Origin of the sequence: Ensifer sp. ENS11, from assembly GCF_014851895.1 — a bacterium.
Taxonomy (GTDB): Bacteria; Pseudomonadota; Alphaproteobacteria; order Rhizobiales; family Rhizobiaceae; genus Ensifer; species Ensifer canadensis.
In genome coordinates this window covers 27,614-51,860 of the sequence record NZ_JACVAN010000026.1, presented here as the reverse complement: position 1 = coordinate 51,860, position 24,247 = coordinate 27,614, and the positions used below count along the sequence as shown (strand labels likewise).

The 24,247-nt window shown below is 60.2% G+C and carries 18 protein-coding genes and 5 pseudogenes; 11 read left to right on the top strand and 12 right to left on the bottom strand.

The window, feature by feature from the left end; all coding sequences use genetic code 11:
- The first annotated feature begins 227 nt into the window (after positions 1-227).
- Positions 228-860, top strand: a pseudogene (locus IB264_RS30375) (tyrosine-type recombinase/integrase).
- A gap of 307 nt (positions 861-1,167) precedes the next feature.
- On the opposite strand, the gene IB264_RS30370 reads toward IB264_RS30375, so the two are convergent.
- From IB264_RS30370 to IB264_RS30355, 4 genes and pseudogenes are all read right to left on the bottom strand, one after another.
- Positions 1,168-1,923, bottom strand: a complete 756-nt coding sequence (locus IB264_RS30370; protein ID WP_057210195.1) for a hypothetical protein — start codon at positions 1,921-1,923, stop codon at positions 1,168-1,170.
- 92 nt (positions 1,924-2,015) lie between these two features.
- Complete coding sequence (locus tag IB264_RS30365) at positions 2,016-3,644, bottom strand: DUF1254 domain-containing protein (protein ID WP_192434798.1); 1,629 nt, start codon at positions 3,642-3,644, stop codon at positions 2,016-2,018.
- 495 nt (positions 3,645-4,139) lie between these two features.
- Positions 4,140-4,372, bottom strand: a pseudogene (locus IB264_RS30360) (LysR substrate-binding domain-containing protein); the annotation flags it as partial.
- Between the two features lie 598 nt (positions 4,373-4,970).
- Positions 4,971-5,531: pseudogene (locus tag IB264_RS30355) on the bottom strand (mechanosensitive ion channel family protein); the annotation flags it as partial.
- A 181-nt stretch (positions 5,532-5,712) separates the two neighbouring features.
- Between IB264_RS30355 and IB264_RS30350 the strand changes: the two are divergent.
- The gene (locus IB264_RS30350) at positions 5,713-7,599 is read left to right on the top strand and encodes a heavy metal translocating P-type ATPase (RefSeq protein ID WP_192434796.1); all 1,887 of its coding nucleotides are present in this window, start codon (positions 5,713-5,715) and stop codon (positions 7,597-7,599) included.
- A gap of 261 nt (positions 7,600-7,860) precedes the next feature.
- Here the strand turns inward: IB264_RS30350 and IB264_RS30345 are convergent, their stop codons facing one another.
- Both IB264_RS30345 and IB264_RS30340 read right to left on the bottom strand, forming a co-directional pair.
- Positions 7,861-8,037, bottom strand: coding sequence for a hypothetical protein (locus tag IB264_RS30345; RefSeq protein WP_192434794.1), 177 nt, complete (start codon positions 8,035-8,037; stop codon positions 7,861-7,863).
- A 58-nt stretch (positions 8,038-8,095) separates the two neighbouring features.
- Positions 8,096-8,536 (bottom strand): universal stress protein, encoded by a 441-nt coding sequence (locus IB264_RS30340; RefSeq protein ID WP_025430778.1) that lies wholly within the window; start codon positions 8,534-8,536, stop codon positions 8,096-8,098.
- A gap of 299 nt (positions 8,537-8,835) precedes the next feature.
- Here IB264_RS30340 and IB264_RS30335 point away from each other — a divergent pair, with 299 nt between their 5' ends.
- On the top strand, positions 8,836-9,666 hold the full coding sequence (locus IB264_RS30335; protein WP_192434792.1) for a universal stress protein: 831 nt from the start codon (positions 8,836-8,838) through the stop codon (positions 9,664-9,666).
- A gap of 393 nt (positions 9,667-10,059) precedes the next feature.
- Positions 10,060-10,545, top strand: a complete 486-nt coding sequence (locus IB264_RS30330; protein ID WP_192434790.1) for an adenosine-specific kinase — start codon at positions 10,060-10,062, stop codon at positions 10,543-10,545.
- Between the two features lie 264 nt (positions 10,546-10,809).
- Here the strand turns inward: IB264_RS30330 and IB264_RS30325 are convergent, their stop codons facing one another.
- Positions 10,810-11,172 (bottom strand): EF-hand domain-containing protein, encoded by a 363-nt coding sequence (locus IB264_RS30325; RefSeq protein ID WP_192434789.1) that lies wholly within the window; start codon positions 11,170-11,172, stop codon positions 10,810-10,812.
- Positions 11,173-11,364: 192 nt separating this feature from the next.
- Positions 11,365-11,531, bottom strand: a pseudogene (locus IB264_RS34915) (transcriptional regulator); the annotation flags it as partial.
- Between the two features lie 511 nt (positions 11,532-12,042).
- Between IB264_RS34915 and IB264_RS30320 the strand changes: the two are divergent.
- The 3 genes and pseudogenes from IB264_RS30320 to IB264_RS34910 form a co-directional block, all read left to right on the top strand.
- Positions 12,043-12,564, top strand: coding sequence for a universal stress protein (locus tag IB264_RS30320; RefSeq protein ID WP_192434788.1), 522 nt, complete (start codon positions 12,043-12,045; stop codon positions 12,562-12,564).
- 867 nt (positions 12,565-13,431) lie between these two features.
- Positions 13,432-13,857 (top strand): plastocyanin/azurin family copper-binding protein, encoded by a 426-nt coding sequence (locus IB264_RS30315; protein ID WP_309141680.1) that lies wholly within the window; start codon positions 13,432-13,434, stop codon positions 13,855-13,857.
- Positions 13,858-14,048: 191 nt separating this feature from the next.
- Positions 14,049-14,268 (top strand): annotated as a pseudogene (locus IB264_RS34910) (sugar phosphate isomerase/epimerase); the annotation flags it as partial.
- 295 nt (positions 14,269-14,563) lie between these two features.
- On the opposite strand, the gene IB264_RS30305 reads toward IB264_RS34910, so the two are convergent.
- Positions 14,564-14,866: an alkylphosphonate utilization protein gene (locus tag IB264_RS30305; protein ID WP_025430786.1), complete on the bottom strand. Its 303-nt coding sequence runs from the start codon at positions 14,864-14,866 to the stop codon at positions 14,564-14,566.
- Positions 14,867-15,120: 254 nt separating this feature from the next.
- Between IB264_RS30305 and IB264_RS30300 the strand changes: the two genes are divergently transcribed.
- Together IB264_RS30300 and IB264_RS30295 are read left to right on the top strand one after the other, a co-directional pair.
- On the top strand, positions 15,121-15,393 hold the full coding sequence (locus IB264_RS30300) for a helix-turn-helix transcriptional regulator (protein WP_025430787.1): 273 nt from the start codon (positions 15,121-15,123) through the stop codon (positions 15,391-15,393).
- A gap of 83 nt (positions 15,394-15,476) precedes the next feature.
- On the top strand, positions 15,477-17,234 hold the full coding sequence (locus IB264_RS30295; protein ID WP_192434786.1) for a SulP family inorganic anion transporter: 1,758 nt from the start codon (positions 15,477-15,479) through the stop codon (positions 17,232-17,234).
- Positions 17,235-17,749: 515 nt separating this feature from the next.
- On the opposite strand, the gene IB264_RS30290 is transcribed toward IB264_RS30295, so the two are convergent.
- Both IB264_RS30290 and IB264_RS30285 read right to left on the bottom strand, forming a co-directional pair.
- Complete coding sequence (locus IB264_RS30290) at positions 17,750-18,973, bottom strand: acyl-CoA dehydrogenase family protein (RefSeq protein ID WP_192434785.1); 1,224 nt, start codon at positions 18,971-18,973, stop codon at positions 17,750-17,752.
- A gap of 89 nt (positions 18,974-19,062) precedes the next feature.
- Positions 19,063-20,694: an ABC transporter substrate-binding protein gene (locus IB264_RS30285; RefSeq protein WP_192434784.1), complete on the bottom strand. Its 1,632-nt coding sequence runs from the start codon at positions 20,692-20,694 to the stop codon at positions 19,063-19,065.
- Between the two features lie 348 nt (positions 20,695-21,042).
- Between IB264_RS30285 and IB264_RS30280 the strand changes: the two genes are divergently transcribed.
- Positions 21,043-22,143, top strand: a complete 1,101-nt coding sequence (locus IB264_RS30280; protein WP_192434783.1) for an LLM class flavin-dependent oxidoreductase — start codon at positions 21,043-21,045, stop codon at positions 22,141-22,143.
- Positions 22,140-23,093, top strand: coding sequence for an amidohydrolase family protein (locus IB264_RS30275; RefSeq protein ID WP_192434781.1), 954 nt, complete (start codon positions 22,140-22,142; stop codon positions 23,091-23,093). The genes IB264_RS30280 and IB264_RS30275 overlap by 4 nt, the downstream gene beginning before the upstream one ends.
- An 88-nt stretch (positions 23,094-23,181) precedes the next feature.
- Here IB264_RS30275 and IB264_RS30270 read toward each other — a convergent pair whose 3' ends face one another.
- Positions 23,182-24,243, bottom strand: a complete 1,062-nt coding sequence (locus IB264_RS30270) for an aldo/keto reductase (protein ID WP_192434779.1) — start codon at positions 24,241-24,243, stop codon at positions 23,182-23,184.
- Between the last annotated feature and the right edge of the window lie 4 nt (positions 24,244-24,247).

The following is a 24,247-nucleotide window of genomic DNA, read 5'->3' as shown; positions in this document are numbered from 1 at the left end:
AAATGAGTATCCACGGAAACCGGACGGTTCTTGAACGTCTCGTGATGGGCGGAGAGCGGTGGCGGAAGTGCCTAGTTCTGTTCGCGAAATTGCGTTCCGGGGGAGACCCGAACTGCAACTGCGCTAAGTCTGCATTTCTGGCCAGCTCTCCAGATGCGGCCAGTCTCCTTCCGGCCCCCTCGATCCCTGCGCTCCTAACGGCCAATGTTGGCCGAAGGAGAACTGAAATGGGTATTGCACAATACGATCCTACCGCACTGGGCCGTCCGGCGTGGAACGCCGGCCGAACGGTCGGCGTCAAGAAGCCGCTGAAACAACGCCAGAACTGGGCGATCCGCTTCTTCCTCGACCGGGAGGGACGCATGAGAGATCGCGCGTTGTTTGACCTCGCAATCGACAGCAAGCTGCGTGGCTGCGATCTCGTGAAAATGAAAATCGGAAGCCTCGTGACAGGAACGGAAATTCGAACCCGAGCCATGGTCGTCCAGCAAAAGACCGGCCGTCCGATTCAGTTCGAAATCACGGCGGACGTGAGGGCAAGTTTGCTTGCATGGCTTGAGCGGCGAGGTGGAACAGTTGACGACTACGCCTTTCCCAGTCGAGTCGACCATACCGATCATCTGAGTACTCGCCAGTATGCCCGATTGGTCGATGAGTGGGTGACCGCAATTGGTCTATGACGCGAAGACTACGGCACGCACTCGCTTCGGCGCACCAAAGCCGCAATGATCTACAAGGCGACCGGCAATCTTCGCGCGATCCAAATCCTGTTGGGCCACACCAAGATCGAAAACACGGTCAAGTATCTGGGGGTGGATATTGAGGATGCGCTCGAATTAACGGAGCATACCGAGATCTGAGCGCGTGCGGCCCCGCGCATAGCGGGGTCGCATGTGTAGGGAGAAATGATTCAACTCTGGCTTTTGCAATCGAACGGCAATGCGCCCCCTATGCTGTCGTACAGATCAAGATAGCGGCCGCCTGAAAGCACTCGTAATCGCGCTTGCTCCGAGGCGGAGGCAAGCTCCCTGATGTGATTGTGGTCTCGATGTGTTTTCTAATCGGCCTTGGAAAGTGTGCGTATGCGATCGGACGTGGGAGGAAGATCCTGTGCCGTCGACGGTTCGGCGGCGCAGGGCTTCATGAATGGACCACTTTTCAATTGCATCAGTAGCAGGGCGGATAGGGATAGTAGCCGCACGCCGGGGGTGGGTAATAGGGCGCAGCAGCAGCACCTACGGCTGCGCCAACAGCAGCCCCGGCTACAGCTGCCCCCGCGACGGCGCCAGCGCCATACCACGCGCCGTGATAGACCGGGGCGTGCCAGTAAGCGCCGCCGTGGTAGCCGTACCCACCACCGTGCCAAACCGCGCCACCGTAGCCACCCACATGGGCGAATCCACCGCCACCCGGTCCGCGAAACGCGAAGGCGTCAATGAAAAGAGCTGCTGGACCGCTCGCATTGTTCAGGCTGCCTTCCAGGACGGCAACGTCGAATGTGAGCGTATTTCCTTCCAGCTTCGGCGACTTGAGCGTAACCACGGCGTCGTTCACATCCGAGCCGTCGCCGCCAAGAATTGAAACCGTCGCATTTGGCGGGTCGATGGCGAAGTTGTCCTTGCCTTCATCCCACTGCATGATGAACTGCTGGGTGGTTACGTGACCTGCAGCGCGAACGGGCCGGTCGGCGAAGACGATCGAGTTCTTCGACACACCCGTCAGCACCAATTTGCTACCGTCAAGCGTAGCGCCATCCGAATTGATCACCGCCAGCGATGGGACCGGACCAGTCGGCGTGACATGGCCGATGGTTTTTTCCAGCGGGACGTGTGGTTTCTTGGCGACGTCTTGCGCGATCGCACCCGTCGCGATGGCAAGGCCTCCCGCAAAGGCTACTACGGTTGCGAAGCGATTGATGTTCATATTGAAATTCTCCTTAGAAATGAGAGCAAGCTTCCTTCACCACTGCTGCAGAGCTGGTATCCTTCAGCTCTCGACTGGAGATCTGTGTCCCGTCACTTGGTCACCAGTTCAACTTCGCTGGGCCTCCATTCCTTCGTGAAAAATGGTTCGAGCGGTCCGTAGAGACGCAGGCACGGGATAAACCCCTTACCGGGCACGGTCTGGATCCAGTTACCCCGAGCGACGCCTTCAGGTTGTTCCGGCGAGAACCAGACCGTCGTCGTGCCGTCGGCAGCTGCCTCGGCCGCGGGCGAAGGATAGCTCTGGCTGCCGGCGCGCGGGTAGCGCTGGGGGGTATCGAGCATCGAACGCGTCTGGTTGTCGTAGGCAATAAAGGACCAGAAATTGGCGTAAGGAATGTCCTTCGGCAGCGTCACCTTGTAGGTCTTGGCACCGTCGAAGGGCTGCTTGTCTGCATCCACGATCGTCCATAGGTACTGCGAGCCAATGCCCGGCACGCGCATGGCCATCCCTGGCGTAATGCCGGTGACGCCGTAGAAGAAGGACGTTCTCGAGTCCAGCAAGCGGTATCCTGTGGCTGGGTAGGGCTTGGCGCCCTCTGGCGTAATTTCCGGAATCGGCGTCTCGAACTCGTAGCCGCTGACAAACAACTGATTCACCCAACTCGAACCGGGGTAATAGTACCAGTCCTCAGCGCGAGGAGCCATGAACAAGGTGCGCGACGTGGCGTTGGCGAGCGCCACGGCTTCGGTGAGGATCTTCTTCATCCGCGCATCCGGCGCGAAGGGTTTGCCTTTGACGATGCCGATGGCTGCGATCGGGCCCATCAACTCGGCGTCGAGCGCCGTTGCTGGCTCCTGTTGCACGATTTCGTTGAGCCACTCGTAATAGGAGTAGTCGTTGGGCGGTATCGTGTTCATCACCACACCACTGCCTTCGTGGAACACAGTCGGCGGCGGCGGGGTGATCGGCCCGAGTTTGGTTTTACCGTCAAGGAATTCGGCAACGGGCGTGCCGTAGCCGCCGGCTTGGTACGGATAGACCTTGAGTGTTTTCTTGATCTGTTCGACCACCGGCTTCGGATCGTTGTTCTCCATGAACGCGCGAGCGAACCAGATAACGAAGTTGGTGCGGGCGCGGGCCACAAAGTAGCCCCCTTCGGGAACGTTACCCTCGTAGCCAGGTGGCAGGATGAGATACTTACCGCCTTCACCGCGATCAGCGCCGGGCGCGCCCAAATCAATAACCCAGCGGAACCACTGGTCGTCGATAGCGCCCAACATCTTGGGTCCCACCTCAAGCACCATCGGCCCCTTGGACAGATCGAGCATTCCCAAGGAATAGATCGTGTCCGCGTTAGCCGTCAGGAATAGAGACTTGGCATCCATCAGATCGGAGAAAATGAGGACTTCATTGTCTTTCACCCCGACGCTCTGAAAGCCTTTGTGAAGGGCCGCTATGCTGACACCCTGGAAAGTGTTCACGAACGCCTCGAACCCGTGCGTGAAGTCCAGATTGTCATAGATCTTTTCAATGGTTTCCTTGCTCGGCATGCCGTCCTTGAAGTCGAGTGTGCCAATGCGAGTCTCGACTTTGTCCGGCGTCAGGATAGATGCAGGCGGCGTTGCCGTTTGGGCGCTTGCTCCAATCGTGCAGGCGAGGAACGTCGATGCCGCAAGGACCATCATCAGCCCACTGAGTCTGCTGTCGATCAATTTCATTGGTCGTTCTCTCCGTAGGTTCTTTGGGTTTGGTAGTGGCGGCTCGCTAGAGGTCATCTTGCCAGCGTTGCGAGCGCACGGCTCCTGGCCGAACCTGTAAAATTACGATGGATCTGTGAAATAGAATTCCCTCAATGCACTACTTACGCTGCGTCGCTTCCGGGCTTAGAGCAACGTAAATTACTGTAACGAGTGTGTAGTTTACTAAGCCTCAAACACGAGGCGCCTCTTTGGGGCAAGAAGGCTTTAGTGGCGGTAGCACCTCCGTTGCTGCTACGGCTGTGGCTGCCAGCAGCGCGCCGACCTGGGTCAGAGGTCCGACACCCGCCGTTTCGCGGGCCGCGCTAATCGCTTTCGCCGTCTTCGTCAGACGCAGTCCGATCGCCTGAGCCCCCATGCGCTCCGCCGGAAGTAGCCACCATAGATCAATCGGTTTTGCGAGCAAGCGATCGATCCGGCTCAGCAGTTCACCAGATTGTTCCGACACTTCGTCCCTCACCTGCCCGTCCTCACCAGCGACCGTGCGATATCGATGATATCGTCCCGGGCTGCTGTCGGGTCTTCCTTACTCCAGGCGACCCCGAGCCCGATCCTGAAGTCGACCCCCCTCACCTTCCTGAGCTCGAAATTTCGGTTGGGAAGATCCAGTGTCCATTCCGGTGCAAGCCGATGCCAAGCCCGGCCGACACCAGTAACACCAGCGAGAAGGTGTCGTCACAGGTATAGGCGACGCTCTTCGACAGACCGTGCTCCTCGCAAGGCCGACTTGATGTCCCGCGACCGACTGCACTCCCCAACACGTCTCGAAATTGCCCGTTTATGCTCGCAGTATTGGATGTCCATGAGCGTGTGAATGGCTTGCTGCCACCTCTTCATGCCCCTTTCGATGCGATGAGAAACGATGTCGTCAACGTGGGAGGAAGTAATGAATGAGAATTGTAGAATTTTGTTCGCGGCGATAATCTCCACCATAGCAACCGCCGCCCCCCTTTCTTCTCTTGCACAAGAATGCGACGGAGATTACTACCCGGGGATTGGCGCAAACCAACACTACACTGGCGACAAACGCCAACCCACCAATGCCTATCTCTTTAAGCACAAGGCTAACCAGCAACAGCCTCAAAGAGCTACAGATGCCGCTCACAACCGGGCACCAACTTAATCAAGGGGGCCATTGAGGAGCCCTGCCGCAAGGCCTAGGAGGGGATGTTCGCTTCGGTCGAGGCGGAGCAATCATGGCTTGAGCGGCAACGACCGATCACATCGCAACCGGTCGATAGGATTGGACGCGATTCAATGCTTCCATAGGCGTACTACCCATCAACGTCAGGCAGCGTCGCCCTCTGCCAGCAGCGCTGCCTCGGCCCGTTTGGTTTCCCGCTGGAGCTGGTGGGCCGCGGCGGCGGTCTCGCCGCTTCCTTCCACATGGACTGTCGGAACGGCGATCTTGATTCCGTTCTCGTCGAATGCCTTCTTGATCATGACGAAGGCACGTCTTCTGATGCCAAACTGCACTCCGGGCTAGGTCATGAGCTTGAGCCTCAGAACGATGACAAAGTCGCCGAAGCTGTCGACGCCCTGCATTTTTAGTGGCTGCAGTGTGTCGGCGGCGAATTCCGGATCGGCTGCAAATTCTTGACCGATCTTTTTGATAAGTTTGCGTGCCAACTCTACATCGGAGTCGTACGTTACATTGATCGTCATCTTGTCGATCACCCAATCGCGGCTCAGGTTCTGGATGGCGCCAAGCTCCCCGAACGGAACCGTGAAGATGGGACCACGATGGTGTCGGAGGCGAACCGAACGCAGACTGAACGATTCGACAGTTCCCTTGTAACTGCCGCTCTGGATGTATTCGCCGACACGGAAAGCATCGTCGAGCATGTAAGGCAGTCGCAGATGACGTGCAGGTGACCTGCCACTGAATCTTCATCCAGCTGCGACTAGAGCCTCGGCGGTTCTGAATACGCCAAGTGGCGGGGTGGGAGCAACCGGGGCTGCCGCGCCGGTACTCTATTGCGGCACAATCGCCTGAGCCTCGGAATGGACAGCGGGAGGTGCGGATTGCATGAGAGCGGGTTTCTTCCACCTTGCATTTCTGGCGGTCGCTCTAACCGGCATGCTTGCCGGCTTACTGGTAAAATACGTCGGCTGGCCGCTGGCACCCGACCTCATTTGGAGCGCCGCGACAGTTCCGGTCGTCGCAGCGCTCGCTATCACGATAGTGCGCGATTTCCTGGTCGGACGGATGGGTGTGGACGCCATAGCGCTCGTTGCGATGATAGCTTCGATCGCCATGGGGGAGCCACTCGCGGGTGTGGTGGTCGCCATGATGTATACCGGCGGCAACCTGCTGGAAGACTATGCACGCGGCAAAGCCGAACGCGACCTCAGGTCGCTTCGTGATCGAACGCCCCGTATTGCCCACAAGGTCGCTGAGGGCGAAGTAACGGACATTGCGGCTGGAGAGATCGTCGTAGGTGACGACTTGCTGGTAAGAGCCGGCGAGTTGTTGCCCGTAGACGGACATCTTCTTGATGAACGGGCCAAGCTTGACGAGTCCGCCGTGACCGGCGAGCCTTTGCCGGAAATTCGGCGGAAGGGTGAACACCTTAGAAGCGGCACCGTCAATGCCGGCGAGGCGTTCCACTATCGAGCGTCTGCCCCGGCCAGCAAGAGCACCTATGCCGGCATTGTCCGCATGGTCGAAGAGGCACAGACCGCCAAGGCACCGTTCATCCGAATAGCCGATCGTTTCGCCCTGCTGCTTTTGCCGGCGACGCTTCTCGTTGCAGGTCTTGCGTGGTGGCTATCGGGTGATCGCATCAGGGCACTCGCCGTGCTCGTTGTTGCCACTCCCTGCCCGCTCATTCTCGCCGCACCCGTTGCCTTCATCGGCGGCGTCTCGCGCGCCGCACGCGCGGGCGTCCTGATGAAAGGAAGCTCCGCGCTCGAGGCGCTTGCCCTTGTCCGCACTGTCATTTTCGACAAGACAGGGACATTGACTGAAGGCGGGGCACGCATCACTTTCTTCGAAACGGCGCCAAATAGCGACGCCGACGAAATCTTGCGCCTTCTCGCGTCCCTCGAGCAGGCCTCACACCATGTTCTGGCCGAGACCATCGTTGCCTTGGCGCGAGCAAAGGGAATGCCACTGTCATCGCCGACAAATGTCCGGGAGTTTCGCGGCTCCGGATTGGAGGGCATTGTCGATGGTAGGCATGTGCGTGCCGGGTCGCGTGCGCTTGTCCTTGCAGATGGAGAGGCACCGGCATGGGCCTGTTCGGTTGCATCAGCTAGGGAAGGCAGTTCGGGACTCGCAATCTATGTGTCCGTGGACGGTCGGATCGCTGCATTCCTCGTTTTGGCGGACGCAATCCGCCTTGAGGCGCCGGCCGCATTGGCTCAGCTTCATGCAGCCGGCATTTCGCGCATCATCATGGTCACCGGCGATGACGCCGAGACCGCCAGCGTCGTCGGATCTTCCCTTGGGATCGACGAGGTCTATGCCGATCGTAGTCCGGCTGAAAAGCTTGCAGCCGTTGCGGCCGAACAGCGTCGCCAGCCGACGATGATGGTGGGTGACGGGATCAATGATGCGCCGGCACTGGCCGCGGCTGATATTGGCATCGCCCTGGGTGCCCGCGGGGCGACCGCCTCGTCAGAAGCTGCGGACGTCGTGATCCTGGTCGATCGGATTGATCGCGTACCTCATGCTGTCATGATCGCACGGCATACAAGGCGAATCGCCTTGCAAAGCATCGTTGTCGGTCTGGCATTGTCGGGGATCGCGATGGTCTTTGCGGCCTTTGGATACATAACTCCGGTCGCCGGCGCCCTTTTGCAGGAAGGGATAGACATCGCAGTGATCGTCAACGCTTTGCGAGCCTTGAGCGGGCCGTCAAACATTTCTTCCACCGAAGGATCCGCCTCGCCTGCCACGGCAATTTCGTAAGTGCATATTTTCGGGAAGGTGGCGAGGATTGCCGATCGGGCTTCGGTCTATGCCATCGCCTTGTCTCAAAACCTGATCACGACACGCTGACCACGACCCGCCCTATTTTCGCTCGTAAGGCGCAGCCCCTAGACGTCGGAAAACCCTATCGTGGTACGGATATTGACGCCTCCCGTGGGACCGCGTGCAACCAGATCAGGACGATGAACACCGGCTTTGCAGTCGCGTGAATATCGCCGAACTCGTCAGCGATATAAGCCGCTACAGCCCACTTGCGGGAACCGCAAGAAGCATGAAGTAGAACAAGGTGAGCATCGCCTGCACTGCCAATTCGAAGGCCCGGGAGGTTGCCGCCGGTTTGGCTACGCGCACCAGTATCTGCAGGATTACCAGGGCAAGGATGACAAGGCCGCCCCAGAAGTGTGCGCTCGCGAGCATGTCGAACTCCGGACGATTTTGTATCGCCACGACGTATGCCAGTCTCCCTGTCTTCGTGCTATTTCCTATATATCAGGACAGGGATGGTCGAATGCGTAAGAACCTTGGCGGCGACGCTGCCGATTATCAAGGCGCCGACACCGCTTCGGCCGTGCGAAGCCATCATGATGAGATCGGCGCCGATATCCTCCGCTTTCCTGATGATCTCGAGGTAAACCTCGTGCGCGATGGAATGATCGGTCACGCAGCGAACGCCGGCCGCTTCGGCCCTGGTCCGAGCGGCGCAAAGCGTCTCGGCAGCATGCACCTCGGAAAGCGCCTCATATTGCGCGCGGGTGTTGCTGACCTGCTCCGCATCCAGAGAAACGAGGTGAAAAGGTTCCGTCACGATAAAGATGGTGATGTTCGCGCCCACTTCCTTTGCGAATGTGATGGCGGCATCCACGGCCAGCGTCGCGAGCGGTGAGCCGTCGGTGGGTATGAGGATGTTGCTGAACATGAAAGCCTCCCGATTGAAATCGGAATCAAGGTAGCCGCATCGCCCTCAGCCACATTGACCCAGATCAATTAATTTAGCTTTTGCTAATCTATCCAATGAACAAAAAAATTAAACGAATGACCAGCTTCGGTCATGGGGGTGAGTTTGGCCGACAGCGACAGAACTTCCGGCTGCCGAAAGCCGAGGAAGCACGGCAGGACGAGCGCAAGATCGAGATAAACACAGACTGACAGCGAACTCTCGCTCCACAAACGCGCGAGTGCGTTTGCGGACGGCAGCGCACCAAATGGAGGAAACCGATGGCTTTCAAGACCATTCTCAACGTGACCGGCGTGTCTGAGATCGATCAGGATCTTCAAGTCGCGATGGACCTCTGCAGTCAAGTGGGCGCCCATCTCAGCGTTTTTCTTGCTGTGATGGCACCGCAACCGACCGGGCGCTATACAACGCTGGCGCCGAGGTGGCTGGAACAGCGAGAGCGCAACCTGCAGGAACTCGCGGAACGGGTGGGCAACGTCCGCGACCGCATTGCCAAAACGGAACTGTCGTTTGACGTGGATAGCGTCTATGCGGAGGTGGCAGGAGCCAGCTATGCCATCGGCCAGCGGGCGCTCTATGCGGACCTGCTTCTGGTCGGCCCGGCTGTCTTCGGGAATGAGGATCTAAAGTCGCAGATCGTCAACGGCAGCCTCTTTCAGGCGCAGCGTCCCGTCCTCTTCGTCCCACCCGGCAGCAAAGCGACCTTGCAACCGAGAACGGTCCTGCTGGCATGGGACTCCCGCCCGAGCTCGACCCATGCTGCCCGAGACGCACTCGAAATGATGAAGGCGGCGGAATCGGTTCACGTCACCATGGTCGATCCGGTTTTAGCGCAGACGGCAAGCGGGGAGGAACCAGGGGCCGACGTAGCTGCCTACCTCGCCCGCCACGGTATCAACGTGTCGGTCGAGAACCTGCCGAGCTCGGGACGAGCCGTGCCTGACGTGCTGCAACAGCACGCGGTGGACATCGACGCCGACATGATTGTCATGGGCGCCTATGGCCATTCCCGGCTGCTGGAGCTTCTCCTTGGAGGCGTCATGAAATCGACGCTCAAGCACGCGAAGTCACCCATCTTCATGGCGCATTGAAGCGATTGGGGACCTGCTCGTGGCAGGACGATAATATCCTTTGGGCAAGGCGGACAAGGCCGGACTGGGTTTCGGTCGGACGGAGGTGCCCATGTTGTGCAATACCGGACCTCGGGTCTGAACCCTCGTCATTGCGGCGGACGTAGTAGGCTCCTCGCCGATAACGATGCTGAAGCAGCCTGAACCGACGCCGACACCGACCTCGACACTCTCGCGCCGCGCAGCCTGATCCAGCTCACCAGCCACCGTTGCGTCGCGCGGATCATTTCGAAGTCGCGGGCGCTTTGGCCCTCCGGTGGCGGCGCGGAGGGCGAATTGGCCGCTGTGGCGGCTTGAAATCACCTAGCGCGGGACTACTTACCATTGCGTTGCCTACCTTGAAGGAGCGCAGCCATGGAACTAACCGTGGTGCCCATCGTCAAGCCGGACGCCGCCAACTTCATTTTTGGCCAATCGCATTTCATCAAGACCGTGGAAGACCTCCACGAGGCGCTGGTGGGCGCGGTTCCAGGCATCCGCTTCGGGCTGGCCTTCTGCGAAGCCTCCGGTAAGCGGCTGGTGCGTTGGTCGGGTAACGACGAAGCCGTGCTTGCCCTCGCACGTGACAACGCATTGGCCATTGGCGCCGGTCACACTTTCCTGATCTTCCTGGGCGACGGATTCTTTCCCGTTAACGTGCTGGCCGCGGTGCGTGCGGTGCCAGAGGTCTGCCGCATCTACTGTGCGACGGCCAACCCGACACAGGTGATCGTCGCGCAAACTGAATTGGGGCGCGGCGTGCTCGGCGTGGTGGATGGCGCCTCACCGGTGGGCGTCGAAACAGACGCGGACATTGCGTGGCGGAAAGACCTGCTCCGAAAGATCGGCTACAAACTGTAGCGGCTGGATAAAGTCGGCGCCTGCGGTGTCAAGGGATTTCGAGACTGCCGGATGTGGAGGGCGACACACTTTGAGCACAACGACAAACGGTGAGCAATTGTTTCTACGATGATGCGGGCATTGCGCCAGCTCCAACGAGTTCTCATGTGGAATGGACCACAGGCGCGGCGGAGCCGCGTGCGGGGACGTTTGCGAACGGACGGATCCGGCTCTCCAGACCTTCTTATGGTCCGCATGCCGGCAAAAAACGCCGGTTTCCAGGCCTCATTGTTCGCGCATGAAGGCTTGCATCTCCTCGAGCGTCACCTTGCCGTCCTTGTTCCCATCGACCGTCTCGAAGATCCTCTTGTGGATCGTTGTGACTTCGTCGAACGACAGGGCGCCGTCGCCATCAACATCGGCAACGGCAAACATGATCTTCATCATGTGGCCTTGCATCATGTTTTGGCGCATGCCACCCATCATGCCGCGCTGCCTCCCCCCCATCATCTCGCCAGGCATCATCTCAGAGTAACCCGGCCGCGCATCTTGTTTCTCGGCGGGGGCTGTTTGAGCCAAGGATGGCGTGGGGTTGTTTGCTAGGAGCGTGGCGCCAATCGCCACATATGCAAGTTTTGCTGTAGTCATGTTCGTTCTCCTTTCGAGAAGCAGGAGATCCAAGGCAAGGCACGGGTTTGCGTCCGCGTTTTGGCGCTCAAGTGCAGTCGTATGAACATGCGACAAACTACCAATAGGGCGGACCGGTTTCCTTGCGCCACGTCAATTGGAGCAGGACATTTGTCCGATAGGCATGATAGCAGGTTCAAGGATCGAAATTCACAGACCGCCCCTCCACTTCGACGCAAAGCCGATGCCAAGACCGGCCGACACCAGTGACACCGGCGAGAAGGTGTCGTCACAGGTGTGTAAATGACGTCCTTCGAAAGATCGTGCTCCTCGAACTTCTCGGCGCAATAGCGCTCGGCTGTATAATCGCATTCCGTTCGTCAATGGCGCGCATCAAGGGCCCGATCGAACACGACGGTCCATAAATGGACGCTCAGCGAGGCTTGAAACGTCGATGGTGAGGTTGAGAGCGGTAACGAGAACGGACATCGATAACGTCGTGGACTGCGTAGGCGGTTCCAGCCTCACACGCGACACGGAGCACAGTGCTGACAACGCCGCCTGCGCCCTCCCCCGCAGCGTACCAAGCTGAGGCTCGCCTGAGATTTTTTGGTGCAGAAGAATAGAAATTATGCCCGGCTGTCGGTCGCAAGTATCGTAAAACCAGTTTGCGGAAATCCATCCGGAACGCGACCAGAGAGCCTACATTGATCGGCATCAAGGATGCCGATGCCAAGTCTGCGTGGCCGCAGCCGCGCTGTCCGTATTATCCGGCGCCTTGGCGCTCGCCGCGACGTCAGCGCAGGTTTCGAAGTACGCTTGCAGTCCTTTGACCAGTATCAATACATTCCGCCTCAGTTGTGGGAGACTTGCTGAACCGGAGGGACGATGATGATCAAACACGTTCTTGTTGCAACAGACGGCTCCGATACGGCTTGGAAAGCCGTGGAGATGGCAGCCAACATCGCAAGGGGTCCGGGCGCGCGCGTTACTATCCTTCACGTCATATTGAGCGCCGTGAGGGCCGAGGAAGCAAGCCAGCTTGCACGAGCCGAGCATATGGTGCGGCGTGTCTCGGCGATCACGATGCCTGGGCAAGAGCGCGCCCTCTCCTCGAGGCACGATTTATTCAAAAGTTCGCAAGGCGGCATTGGCGAGACGAGGTCGGTGCTCGGAGAACGCATTGTCGAGAATGCGGCGGAACGTGCACGAACTCTTGGCGTCAACGACGTGCACACGCGGGTCGAACCTGGCGACTATGCTGAGACCATTCTCGCCGTAGCGGACGAGATTGGTGCAGACATGATCGTCGTCGGCAGCCGTGGGCTGGGAAGGTTAGCCGGGATGCTGCTTGGAAGCGTCTCGCAGAAGGTCGCACAACAGGCGCTTTGCTCGGTCACGATAGTGCGGTGAACTCACCCGCCAGCGTGAGATCAGCCGTGGACAACTCAAATCGCGCTTCGGACCCGTTGACCTTCCGCGGCGTCGTTGATGCCAACGATCGCGAGGGGCCGAGCCCGGCGGCTTGAGTGCGGCCAGCATCGCTTCCGTTCCCGGCTGCGGATCAGACCATGATGGCGTGGTGGCGGCAAGTGTGGCGGGCAAGGTGGCCAGCTACAGACCGAGGCGCCCGCCAGTGGCAGGGCAATCAGTACCGATCCGGCTCGGATGAGCACATGGACATCAGCCGCTCCCATCGGGCGTGCAGGTCTGCCTATTGGCATGAGCAAGTCCATTGCGAAGACCGCTTCCGTAACAAGCGTCGCGCGCCGCTCAAGGTCATGGGCGAAGTCACGGCGCGGCATGTCCACGCTTATCGATTTCCATCAATGGCGAATCCGGCTTCGGCTTTTCGCGGGCAATGCCCTCGATGCTGCGCGAGCGCGTTGTGAGTGCGCGGTGAATGGCTCTATCTTTTTGCACCGTCGCCCGACGCTCGGGTGCGCTTCCGCGCGACAGCTAAGAGCCGAAGATCGGCAACAACTGGTGTAAATCTCGACATTACTTTGCTGGTTGTCGCCAAGTCGACAAAGGACAACTTTCGACATCAAACCCGCCGTTCGCGTGACTTTGCGCAATTCCGATAATCGTCTTTTCGTAAAATGCGCACTCCGATGCGCAGTGGCGCACGGCGCCTGAGGGCTGTCTCGTCCATTTCCCGAAATTCGAGAGAATGACAGGGAATAGACAGAACCGGCCTCGTACGTTCGGCGCCCAGCAGCATCACCGTCTAGACCTCATGAACTGCTGAACTGCACCATTCAAAAAGGAGAATTCCGCGTGCGATACCTCCAGAACACATTTGCCGCCTTTGCCATCGTCTGTCTTGCAACGCCTGCATTCGCAGCAACCATGGTCAAGGTCACCGAGGGTGGTGAAGGTGGTGGCCCGATGGCCCTGACTCTCGACCAGACCACGATCAAGGCCGGTGAGACGACATTTCTCGTCCACAACGACGCCATGACTGAAGAGCATGAGATGGTGCTTGTGAAGCTGAAGTCAGCCGATCAGAAGATTGCCATTGATGCCGCCAAGGGACGGGTCAACGAGGAGAAGCTCCAAAGCTTGGGCGAAGTCTCCGAGCTGAAGCCGGGAGCCAATGGCCAGTTAAAGGCGAAACTCGCGCCGGGCTCCTACGTACTTCTCTGCAACATCAAGGGCCATTTCGAAGCCGGCATGCAAGCCAGGTTGACGGTCACGAAATAACACGGCCCTTGTTAGCCAGAGAGCTTACTTCGATCTCGGAGATTGCGAAATGTTCGTCTCCGAGATCAGGTACAGCAATAGGCGCATTTGTCTGTTGCAAACACGAATCTCATTTTCCCTACCGCAAGCCTTGCCACTTGGCGCTTCAGCATGTCCATGGCTCCGGCCAAGGAAAGCGCGCAGTCCCAGCAGCGCCGGTGACCGGCCATCTGCATGTGCACGATAGCTTCGGCCTGCCCTATTCGATGAAGCGTTTCTATCATCCGGCCGAGGCAGCCGCGCTCGGTATCGGCGACCTTCATCTGCCGATCGGCTGGGGCGACTCCCATGTGCCGGACACGACGCCGATTTGCAGACCAGCAACCAGCCTGCCTCGAAACGGCAAGGCATCTTGCCGCATTGCGCGCCTGACCGACCTACTGGCAGCCGACACTCCGCTGTCACAAAGGGAGGCGGCGGTGATCGTCGTAGTGAAGACCGCCGCACCCCAGCGATGTGACTGCCGCCCCATCCAAGCAGCAGTAAGTGCTCCAGGGATACACTGCCAGCCACGGGTAGCTGTGGAAGAGCGTTCTGAGCCGCTTCTAGTGGGAAGTCGTCCATCTAGAAGACGGCCCATCGGAGTGCCCGCCCAACCGACGCCGGAGGCTGAGGTAAATTCGGACACAGCGCACCGACTGCAAGTCCGGCCAACTGATGTCGTCGGTCACCGCTTGCGGACAAACTCGGTGCGCAGGACCAGTCCCTTGATCGCGTCGTGCCGGCAGTCGATCTCTTCCGGGTTGTTGGTGAGCCGGATCGACCTGATGATTGTGCCCTGCTTGAGGGTCTGGCCGGCCCCCTTCACCTTGAGGTCTTTGATAAGGACCACAGAGTCTCCGTCGGTAAGAAGATTACCGGACGCATCGCGAACCTCCGCAGCTTTCGCGGCCTCCGCGGCGATTTCCGATGCCAGCCGCCATTCGCCGGTCGCCTCGTCGTAAACGTAGTCATCGCCCTGGTCGCTCATGTTCGCTCCGCTGTAGTACCCTGCTTGTCTTTATCGCATCGCCGTGATGCTCTCGGCATCGGCTGCTAAACTCATATGTGCCTCTATCCCTGTCACCGCGCGAAATCAAATCGCGGTTTAGCGCCGGAGGCGAACCCAGCGAACGAGCCGTTGAGATAGTTCTCTGGCGCATCGTCGGTGTCTCAGGATTTAGGCTTGAAACATGAACTTCAATGCGTCACTAATTTAGATTAACGGCTATGGAACAAATCTGAATGATCACAGCTGCACAGATGCGTGCCGCTCGTGCCCTTGCCGGCATCGACCAAAAGATGCTTGCAGAGAAGGCCGGCGTGTCAGTACCGACGATCCAGCGCATGGAGGCCAGCGAGGGCATTGTGCGTGGCGTGGTCGAAACGTTGACGCGAGTGATCGAAGCGCTCAATGCCTGCGGCGTAGAGCTGATCGGCGACAACCAGCCGAGTGAGCGCGGCGGGCGCGGTGTCCGCCTAGTCCAGCCGGGTCCATCCGTCGATGCGAAGAGGTGAAACGCGGAGTTCTCTCCAACGGCGGCAATCGCCGACCGTGACGTCGACGTCCCGTCGCCTATAACGAAGGGCCGGAATAACAAATGGGGATATCGCGGCAAACGCAGACGGTATTAACGGCCCGCAGGCCGAACTCGGCACAATTTTCTGCCCCAACGTTCTGGGAATTGTTCACACCCAAACTCGTCACCGTGCTTCGCGAGGGGTATGGCTGGTCGCAATTTCGCAGCGACGCGGTCGCCGGGCTTACCGTGGCGATCGTGGCCTTGCCGCTTTCCATGGCGATTGCCATTGCTTCGGGCGTCTCCCCCGAACGCGGCCTCTTCACCGCGATTGTCGGCGGCTTCCTGATATCCGCTCTCGGCGGCAGCCGTTTCCAGATCGGTGGACCAGCAGGTGCCTTCATCGTGCTCGTGGCGGCGACGGTACACAGCCACGGGCTGGAAGGCCTGCTTCTTGCGACAATGCTATCAGGTTTCTTCATGCTGACCGCCGGCTATATGCGGCTCGGCACCTATATCAAATTTATCCCCTATCCGGTGACCATCGGGTTTACCGCCGGTATCGCCGTCATCATCTTCGCCAGCCAGATCAAAGAACTGTTCGGGCTGAGATTGTCGGGCGCGGAACCGGGTGAACTTTTGGCGAAGCTGGCCACACTGACCGCCGCAGCGCCCACGTTCAATTCTTCAGCGCTTGCCGTGGCAATACTGACGATCGGCACTATCCTCGCCCTGAAACGTTTGCGGCCGCGCTGGCCAGGCATGCTGCTGGCCGTCGCCGCCGCCGCGCTCGTCGCGGCAGTCTTCTCCTTGCCTGTGGACACAATTGGGACTCGCTTCGGCGGCATTCCGCGCGGCCTGCCGCTGCCCTCATTTCCCGCGATGAGCAACGAACTTTTGCTTGCCGTTTTGCCAAATGCTGTTGCCTTCGCCTTGCTCGGTTCAATCGAGTCGCTGCTTTCGGCGGTCGTTGCAGATGGCATGACAGGACGACGTCACCGTTCCAATTGCGAACTTGTAGCGCAGGGCTTGGCCAATATAGCCTCGGCGCTGTTTGGCGGCATCTGTGCGACTGGCACGATCGCGCGCACGGCGACCAATGTCCGTGCCGGCGCGCATGGCCCCATCTCTGGGATGCTACATGCCTTGTTCCTCCTCGGCTTTATGCTAATTGCCGCACCGCTCGCGAGCTACATCCCGCTCTCTGCGCTCGCCGGTTTGCTCACCGTCGTCGCCTGGAACATGATCGAGACGCAATCAGTGGCCGCGCTGATCCGCTCCTCGCGGGGCGATGCACTGGTGCTGCTCGTCACGTTCCTGCTTGTCGTCTTCCGCGACCTGACAGAGGGCATCGTCGTGGGTTTCGCGCTCGGAGCAGTGCTCTTCATCGACCGTATGTCGAAGACGATCGCCGTCGAAGCTCACACTCCTCCGTCGCTAGACGACACCGCCGACGAGGCAAATGGCGGGCGCGAGGCTTATCGCGCGGAAGCCGCCAGCGATCCGGACACGGTCGTTTACCGCATTTCCGGCGCCTTTTTCTTCGCCGCTGCCACGACTGTCGGCGCAATCCTCGACCGCATCGCCGACCAGCGGCGTAACTTCATCCTCGATTGCTCGGCAGTCTCCTTTCTCGATTCTACTGCTGCCAGTGTCATTGAAGGCGCGGTGCACAAAGCTGGGCGTGCCAAAGTGCGCTTCTTCATCACGGGCGCCTCTACGCAGGCTCGCCGCATGCTGTTTGCGCACAATGTGCGGCCCCCTCGCGTGCGATACAAAGCCACGATTGAGGGCGCCCTAAGGCAAATCGAGAAGGAAGATAAACCCGGCGGAGCATAACAACTGTACGATTGTCGGGCGCGACACGTTCATCGCCGGTGAGACGAGTTTCAGCCTCGACCGCTATCATGCCGGCATGCTCACCGCCGGCCCGGCCAATTTACAGGTCTACGGCTTGCCCTCGCGCTGCTCAACCCCGGCGACACGAACCTCGGGCTGGACCTCAAGACCGGTGGGGATCTCACCCATAGAGCGCCCGTCAACATGTCCGGCCGCTGCCGGGTGGTCAGATTGAACTGATTAGGCTTGTTTATCAGCTGCGCGATCCGTGAGCGACCGGTGCGATCAAACGGCCTGAAAGTGATCTCCATCTCAAGCGAAGCCTGGGTCGCCGTTCCCGACGATACATCATGCGATCAATTTAGTACAAACAGTGCAGATAGCGACGTTTGAGGCGTACGCTCAGTTGAAGAACTTCTCGACCAGGTCTCCGTGGGATTCAGTTAAAACCTGCGGGCACGTGCTCACCGTTGGGAGAGCCCGCGGCGCGCCTGTTTTGACAGGTGGGTGCGCAGTCAAAACACCTTTCCTTCCCTCAGATGGGTGGTCGTCCCGTTAACCAGGTAGTCGCCCAGCACCCTCGCCTTGTGCAGGAGCGGGTTGTGGTTGAGGACCGTGCGGATATTGCGCCAGTGCCGATCGAAGTTGTTGTTGCGGGAGGTCGCCGACCCGCCGCCCAGTTCGAAGATGCGTTCGGCGCTTCGCAATCCGAGCTGGCCAAGAACGAGCTGTGCTCGCGCCGTCGAAAGCGCGCTGGCGATCAAGGCATCCTCGATCGCGACGTCGGTTCCCCCGCCGAACGCGGCGATCGTGCGGTCCAGCGCCTCCGCGGCTGCGGCGACCGCCGTATCGATGGCGAAGGAGTTTGCAGCGATCTCGCCAATGACCTGCTGGACGAAGGGATCCTCGCTTGCCGTTTCGGCGCTGCTGTGGGCGGCGGCGCGCGCCTGCTTGCGGACATAGGCAAGGCCATCGGAAAGGACGTTGCGTACGGCACCGGCCGCACTTGCAGCCAGGTGTAACTGTCGCAGCGTCGAGCAATGGCGCCCCACGAGATTGTCGAGGGCGCGGCGGGCAATCTCGTGCGGGAACACCTCGACATTGTCGAGGATCACACCGCCGCTCGCGGTCAGCCGCTGCCCCATGCCATCCCAATCGTCGAGAATGGTGATGCCTTGCCGATCGACCGGCAGGAGAACGCCGACCGCCTGCCCTTCCTCGTCCAGCGCACTGAACGAAGCAAAGTCGGCGAAGGCGGTGCCCGTGGCGTACCATTTGCGACCGTTGAGCCTGTAGGTGTCGCCCTGCCTGACGATCGTCGTCGTCACCTGGCCGGGTCGCGCCGTGCCTTGCTCAGTATGGGCGCCACCGAAGAGTTTTCCGGCCAGTATCAGCTCGACGGCACCGGCATCCCGCTCCCGAGGCTCGCTGAGGATGACGTTTTCGACGTAGTTGAAATGAGACCGAAGTGCATGTGCGACGTTGGAATCGGCAGCACCGATCGCAGCGATCATCTCGATATAGTCGGCAACCGAACCGCCAGGCCCACCGAGGGCGACCGGGATGCGCAGGGTCCCAAGTTCCAGTTCACGAAACAGTTCGAAGGCTTCGAAAGGGAGCGAGCGCGACAGATCGCGCTCGGCCGCGCCCTTTGAGACTTCGGACACAAAGTCAGGGACGCGCGCGAGAAGTTCCGCACGTGTCGGACGGGGAACGGTCAGCACCTTGGTTATCGTCACGCGTCAACTCCAAGACTGGAAAAAAGACGATGCAGCCGGATAATCCTCCGGCTGCACTCGCGCTTTCGACGATTACTCGTCGAGATCATTTACGATTGCCCGTCGAGATAGATGTCTGCCCCGTTGCTCCAGAGATGCTCGACGCCGAGCTTCAGGTTCTTCACCCGCTTGTCGTAGACGGTGATCACCGCCGGGGTGACGATGTCGAGCGTCGGAAGGTCCTGAACCACCAGCTTCTGGAACTCGTTGAAGAGTTGCAGGCGCTTCTTCGGGTCGATCTCGACGGCGGCCGTCTCGAGAAGCCGGTCGACCTCCGGGTTCGAATACCTGGAGCCGTTGGTGAACGGGACACCCGGCTTGAAGTTCTTCGACCAGTAGAGACGCTGGACGCCGACGGTCGGATCATAAAGGTTGCTCATGCCTTCGATGGCGATGTCGAAGTCGCGATCGGTGAACACCCGTTTCACGAAGGTCGCGAAGTCCTGCGTCCGCAGTTCCACCTTGATGCCGACCTTGGCAAGGGCCTGCGCTATGTATTCCGCGGTCTGCTTGGGAGGACCGGAAGGCTGGGTTGGATCGATGAACAGCTTGAAGCGGAAACCATCGGCTCCGCGCGCGTAGCCCGCCTCATCCAGGAGCTTCTCGGCCTTGGCCGGATCGAACTCGTATTTGGGAAGGTTCGGCGTGTAGAACTTCGCAAGGTCCGGGCTGACCGGCCCATCGAGCCGGGTCGCGTAGCCGAGGTAGACAGTGTTGACGATGAAGTCCTTGTCGACCGCATGGGCAATTGCATGGCGGACGTTAATATCGGCCAGATACTTGTTCTCGAGGTTGAACTCGGCACGGGCAATGCTCGGCGAATAGGGCGCCGGGTCGGTATCGACGACGAGGTTCGGATTGGCTTTCAGGCGGTCGATGTCGGTCAGCGGTAGATTGGCCGTGGAGACCTGCACTTCACCGGTCTCGATCGCCGCGACGGCTGCGGCCGGATCGATGATGAAGCGGAAGATGATTTGGTCGAGATAGGGCTTGGGCGAACCCCAATAGTCCTCGTTCCGGACGAAGAGCGCATGGCTGCCGCGAACCCATTCTACGAACTTGTAGGGGCCGGTGCCAACAGGCGCGACGTTGTGCGGGTTTTCCGCGATCTTCGTCCCTTCGTAGAGATGTTTCGGAACGATCGGCGCCTCGAAGCTGGCAAAGGCGGTCAGCAGGTAGGGCGCCGGCTTTGAAAGGATCAGCTCCACTTCATGCGAATTGAGGACATTTGCCTCTTTTACGTGGGCAAAGGTCGCGCGGCCGCGCGGATGGTTCTCCTTCAGCGCCAGGATCGAAAAGGCGACATCCTCGGCGGTGAAATCCTTGCCGTCGTGCCAACGAACGCCCTGACGTAGCTTGAACCAATAGCGCAGGCCGTCTTCGCTCACCGTCCACTCCGTGGCGAGCAACGGCTGAGCATTGAAGTCCTTGTCATAGGTCAGCAGGCTCTCAGTCGCCTTGCCGCTGATATAGTAGGCGGCGCCGGCGCTATGGGCGATGAGCACGAGCACGGGCGGCTCGGTGCCGATGTTGATCGAGACGCTGCCGCCGCGCGTCGGCTCCTCCGCCGCGAACGAGGGCACCGGCAGCAATGGCACGGCAATCGCAGTCGCCAGAGCAACGGAGGAAAGGAGGAACGCGCGGCGCGTCGGCTTCAAAGTCCCGTTATGTCTTGCTATCATCTGAGTATCCCCTAGCAGGCGAAGCGCAGGCAACGCCGATTTCTCCAGCACCCGATGGAGGTGTTAGCCAGACCATATAAAATCTACTATATTTATCGAGATGGTGTAATTCTAAACTCCGCGGCTTTTATGAAAAAAGCTACTCAGGCCACTCCGTTTGCCGGATGCCTGGCCTGCGGGCGGACAGTGCGAGGGCCGGAGCGGGCTCTAGGGGAGGAAAAATTTCGGCAATGGCCGATCGCGTGACAACGCCATCCCAAGATTGGCCCGCAAAACGCAATCGACAAAATACATCTAATACATAGATTATTGAACTCTACGCACCTAGCCTTTTGAAGGAGTTCCTCCATGCGCCCCGAATTCATCGGCCACACGTCCAACAGGCAAGGGTCCGACATTGTGCCCGCGTCCGGTCCAGTCATCGACAAGGCCTATATCCGCAATCACGTCCAGGCGGCGGAAGCGGCAGGCATCGACCGCCTGCTGATCGGCCAATTCGCGCAATGGCCCGACAACAATCAGATCGCGGCTTATGTCTTCAGCCAGACCGACCGGATCGGGGCCCTGCTTGCCCACCGGCCCGGCCTGATGGCCCCGACACTCGGCGCGCGCCAGCTCGCCACACTGGATCAGTTCTCGGAAGGGCGTGTGTGGGTGCATATCATCACTGGTGGATCCGACGCGGATCAGGCTCGCGACGGCGACTTCGAGGACCACGATACCCGCTACGCCCGCACAGACGAGTACCTGACGGTGCTGAAGAAGGTCTGGGCGAGCGACCAGCCCTTCGACCACGACGGGCGCTTCTATAAATTCAAGGGCGCCTTCAGCCAGGTGAAGCCCTTCCAGAAGCCACGGATTCCAATTTCCTTCGGCGGTTCCTCGGACGCGGCGATCGCCGTTGCCGGCAAGCATGCGGATATCTACGCGCTCTGGGGCGAACCGCTCGACGGCGCGCGGGAAACCATCGGGAAGGTGCGGGCGGCTGCGGTTGCCAATGGTCGCGCCGCAGACGATATCCGCTTCACCCTCGCCTTTCGTACCGTCGTGGCGGAGACTGAAGACGCGGCCTGGGCAAAGGCAGCGGATATCCTCGATAAGGTCAAGGCGCAGGTCGCACGCTCGGCCGGCGGCAACGGCGAGAAGCTGCCGACGAACGTCGGTTCCGTTCGCCTACGGGAGGCCGCCAGCCGCGGCAAGGTCCTCGACAAGCGGCTGTGGACCGAAGTCGCGGAAGCGAGCGGCGCCGGCGGAAACTCTACAGCGCTGGTCGGCACGCCTGAGCAGGTCGCCGACGCCATCCTCGATTACTACGACGCCGGGGTCTCCAACTTCCTCGTTCGCGGCTTTTACCCGACGGAAGATACCGTCACCTATGGACGTGATGTCGTGCCGCTGGTCAAAGCGGGTATCGCCGAACGCGAAGCCAGAAAGGTTGCCGCCGAATGACCGCGCCGCTCGATATCGTCGACATCCATGTGCACCTCTGGCCGCCGGCCTGGAGACCAGGCGGCAGATACGCCAAGCCTGTCGGCGGCTTCACGCCGGAGATCTATCGCAAGATCACCACACCTCAAGCGCTTGTGGACGAATTTGCGGCCGCAGGCGTGTCGCTGGCGATCGTCACTGCGACGATCGAGAGCCTGTTCGGCCTCGAAGGGCCTGTGCCGCTTTCCGCCTTGCGGGAAGCCAACGACTGGCTGGCGACCCTGTCGCGCGATCACCCGGCATTGGCCGGCTTTGGCGTCGTCGACGCCTTTGCCGGCGAGGAAGGCGCGCGTGAGGCCGAGCGCGCGATCGTCGAGCTCGGGCTTTCCGGTCTCGTCATCGATTCCGCACGGAACGGCAAATTCCTCGCCGATCCCGCTGTGCGTCCGACGCTCGAAGTCGCAGCACGCCACAAGGTGCCGGTTTTCGTCCATCCGGTCGCCCATCCCAATGCGCAAGCGCTGATCGATGGCGCAGGCAGGCTCGGCAATTCGCTCGGCCGCGGGCTGATGAACGGCGTCGCCTTCCTGTCGGTTATCCAGTCGACAGTGCTCGACGAGCTCCCGGATCTGCATCTGATTTTCGCAACACTCGGCCTCGGCGCCATCGTCCAGGCGGCACGCGGCGGCATCTACAGCCGGGCAGAGCGAGCGGCCGGCAAACGTCCCAACATCTATTTCGACACGATGGGGCACGATACCGAGATCATCCGCACCCTGACCGGTTTCTTCGGCGCCGAGCGGGTGCTGGCCGGCACGGACTGGCCCATCCTTGCAGCACTTGATCACAAGAGCCTGCCCGACAGCCTCGCGGAAGCTGGGCTAAACGAAAGCGAGGCCCAGCTTGTCGCCGGCGGCAATGCCAGACGCTTGCTCGGCCTGCGCGAGACGAGAGCCGTAGCATCAGAGTAAAGCCGACACCAAGAAGCCCCGGATCGACGATCCGGCGCTTCTTCTCTTGATCATGATCGGCCTCGGCAGTGCGCCGGGCTAAAACGCCTCAGGCGACGCGTTGCGCCCGTGCGAGCGGAATGATCTCCGCCTCCGCCGCGCCAGAACGCGGGAAACGGCCCTCGAGCGGATGGCCGGGGTCGGTGAACCCAGGCGTCGACGGGTGGCCGGCGGCGACCAGCCGGTCGACCACGGCCTCGTCCTCGGCATCGATCTTCACATCCAGCGCGCGGATATAGCCGTCCCACTGCTCTTCGGTGCGCGGCCCGCCGATCGTCGAGGTGACCAGCCGGTTGTTCAGCACCCAGGCAAGCGCGAAATCCGCAGCTGCAATACCCTTGGCTTGAGCGTGGGTTGCGATCTGCTTGGCGATGGCAATGGATTCGTCGCGGAACTCGACATCATGCATGCGCTTGTCGCCGCGGCCGGCACGGGTCTCCGCGCCCGGCGCCTCGCCGGGATTGTACTTGCCGGTCAAAACGCCGCGTGCCAGCGGGCTGTAGGTGACGACGCCGAGCCCATAGGCGGCGGCGGCCGGCAGTTGCTCTGCCTCCGCCGTGCGGTTGACGATGTTGTAGAGCGGCTGGCTTGCGACCGGCCTGTCGATTCCGAGTTCGTCTGCCAGCTGCGCGATCTCGGCAATGCGCCAGCCGCGAAAATTGGAGACGCCGAAGTAGCGCAGCTTGCCGGCCTTGATCAGATCGGCGATGGCCCTGACGGGTTCCTCCAGCGGCGCGTCAAACACGGCCCGATGGAAATAGAGGATGTCGATGTAGTCGGTGCCGAGATTGCGCAGCGAGTTTTCGACAGTCTGATAGACCCATTTGCGCGAGTAGCCGCCGAGGTTGGGTCCCTTCTTGTGCGAATTGACGAACTTGGTCGCCAGCACCCAGTGATCCCGGTGGGCCTTGATGCCGCGCCCGACCACCTCTTCCGACTTGCCGTCGTGGTAAACGTCGGCCGTGTCGATGAAGTTGATGCCCTGTTCGCGCGCCTTGTCGATGATGCGGAAGGCGACGTCATCCGGCGTCTGGTTGCCGAACATCATGGATCCGAGCGTCAGCGGCGACACTTTGAGGGCACTGCGCCCAAGATAGCGGTACTCAACCATTCAA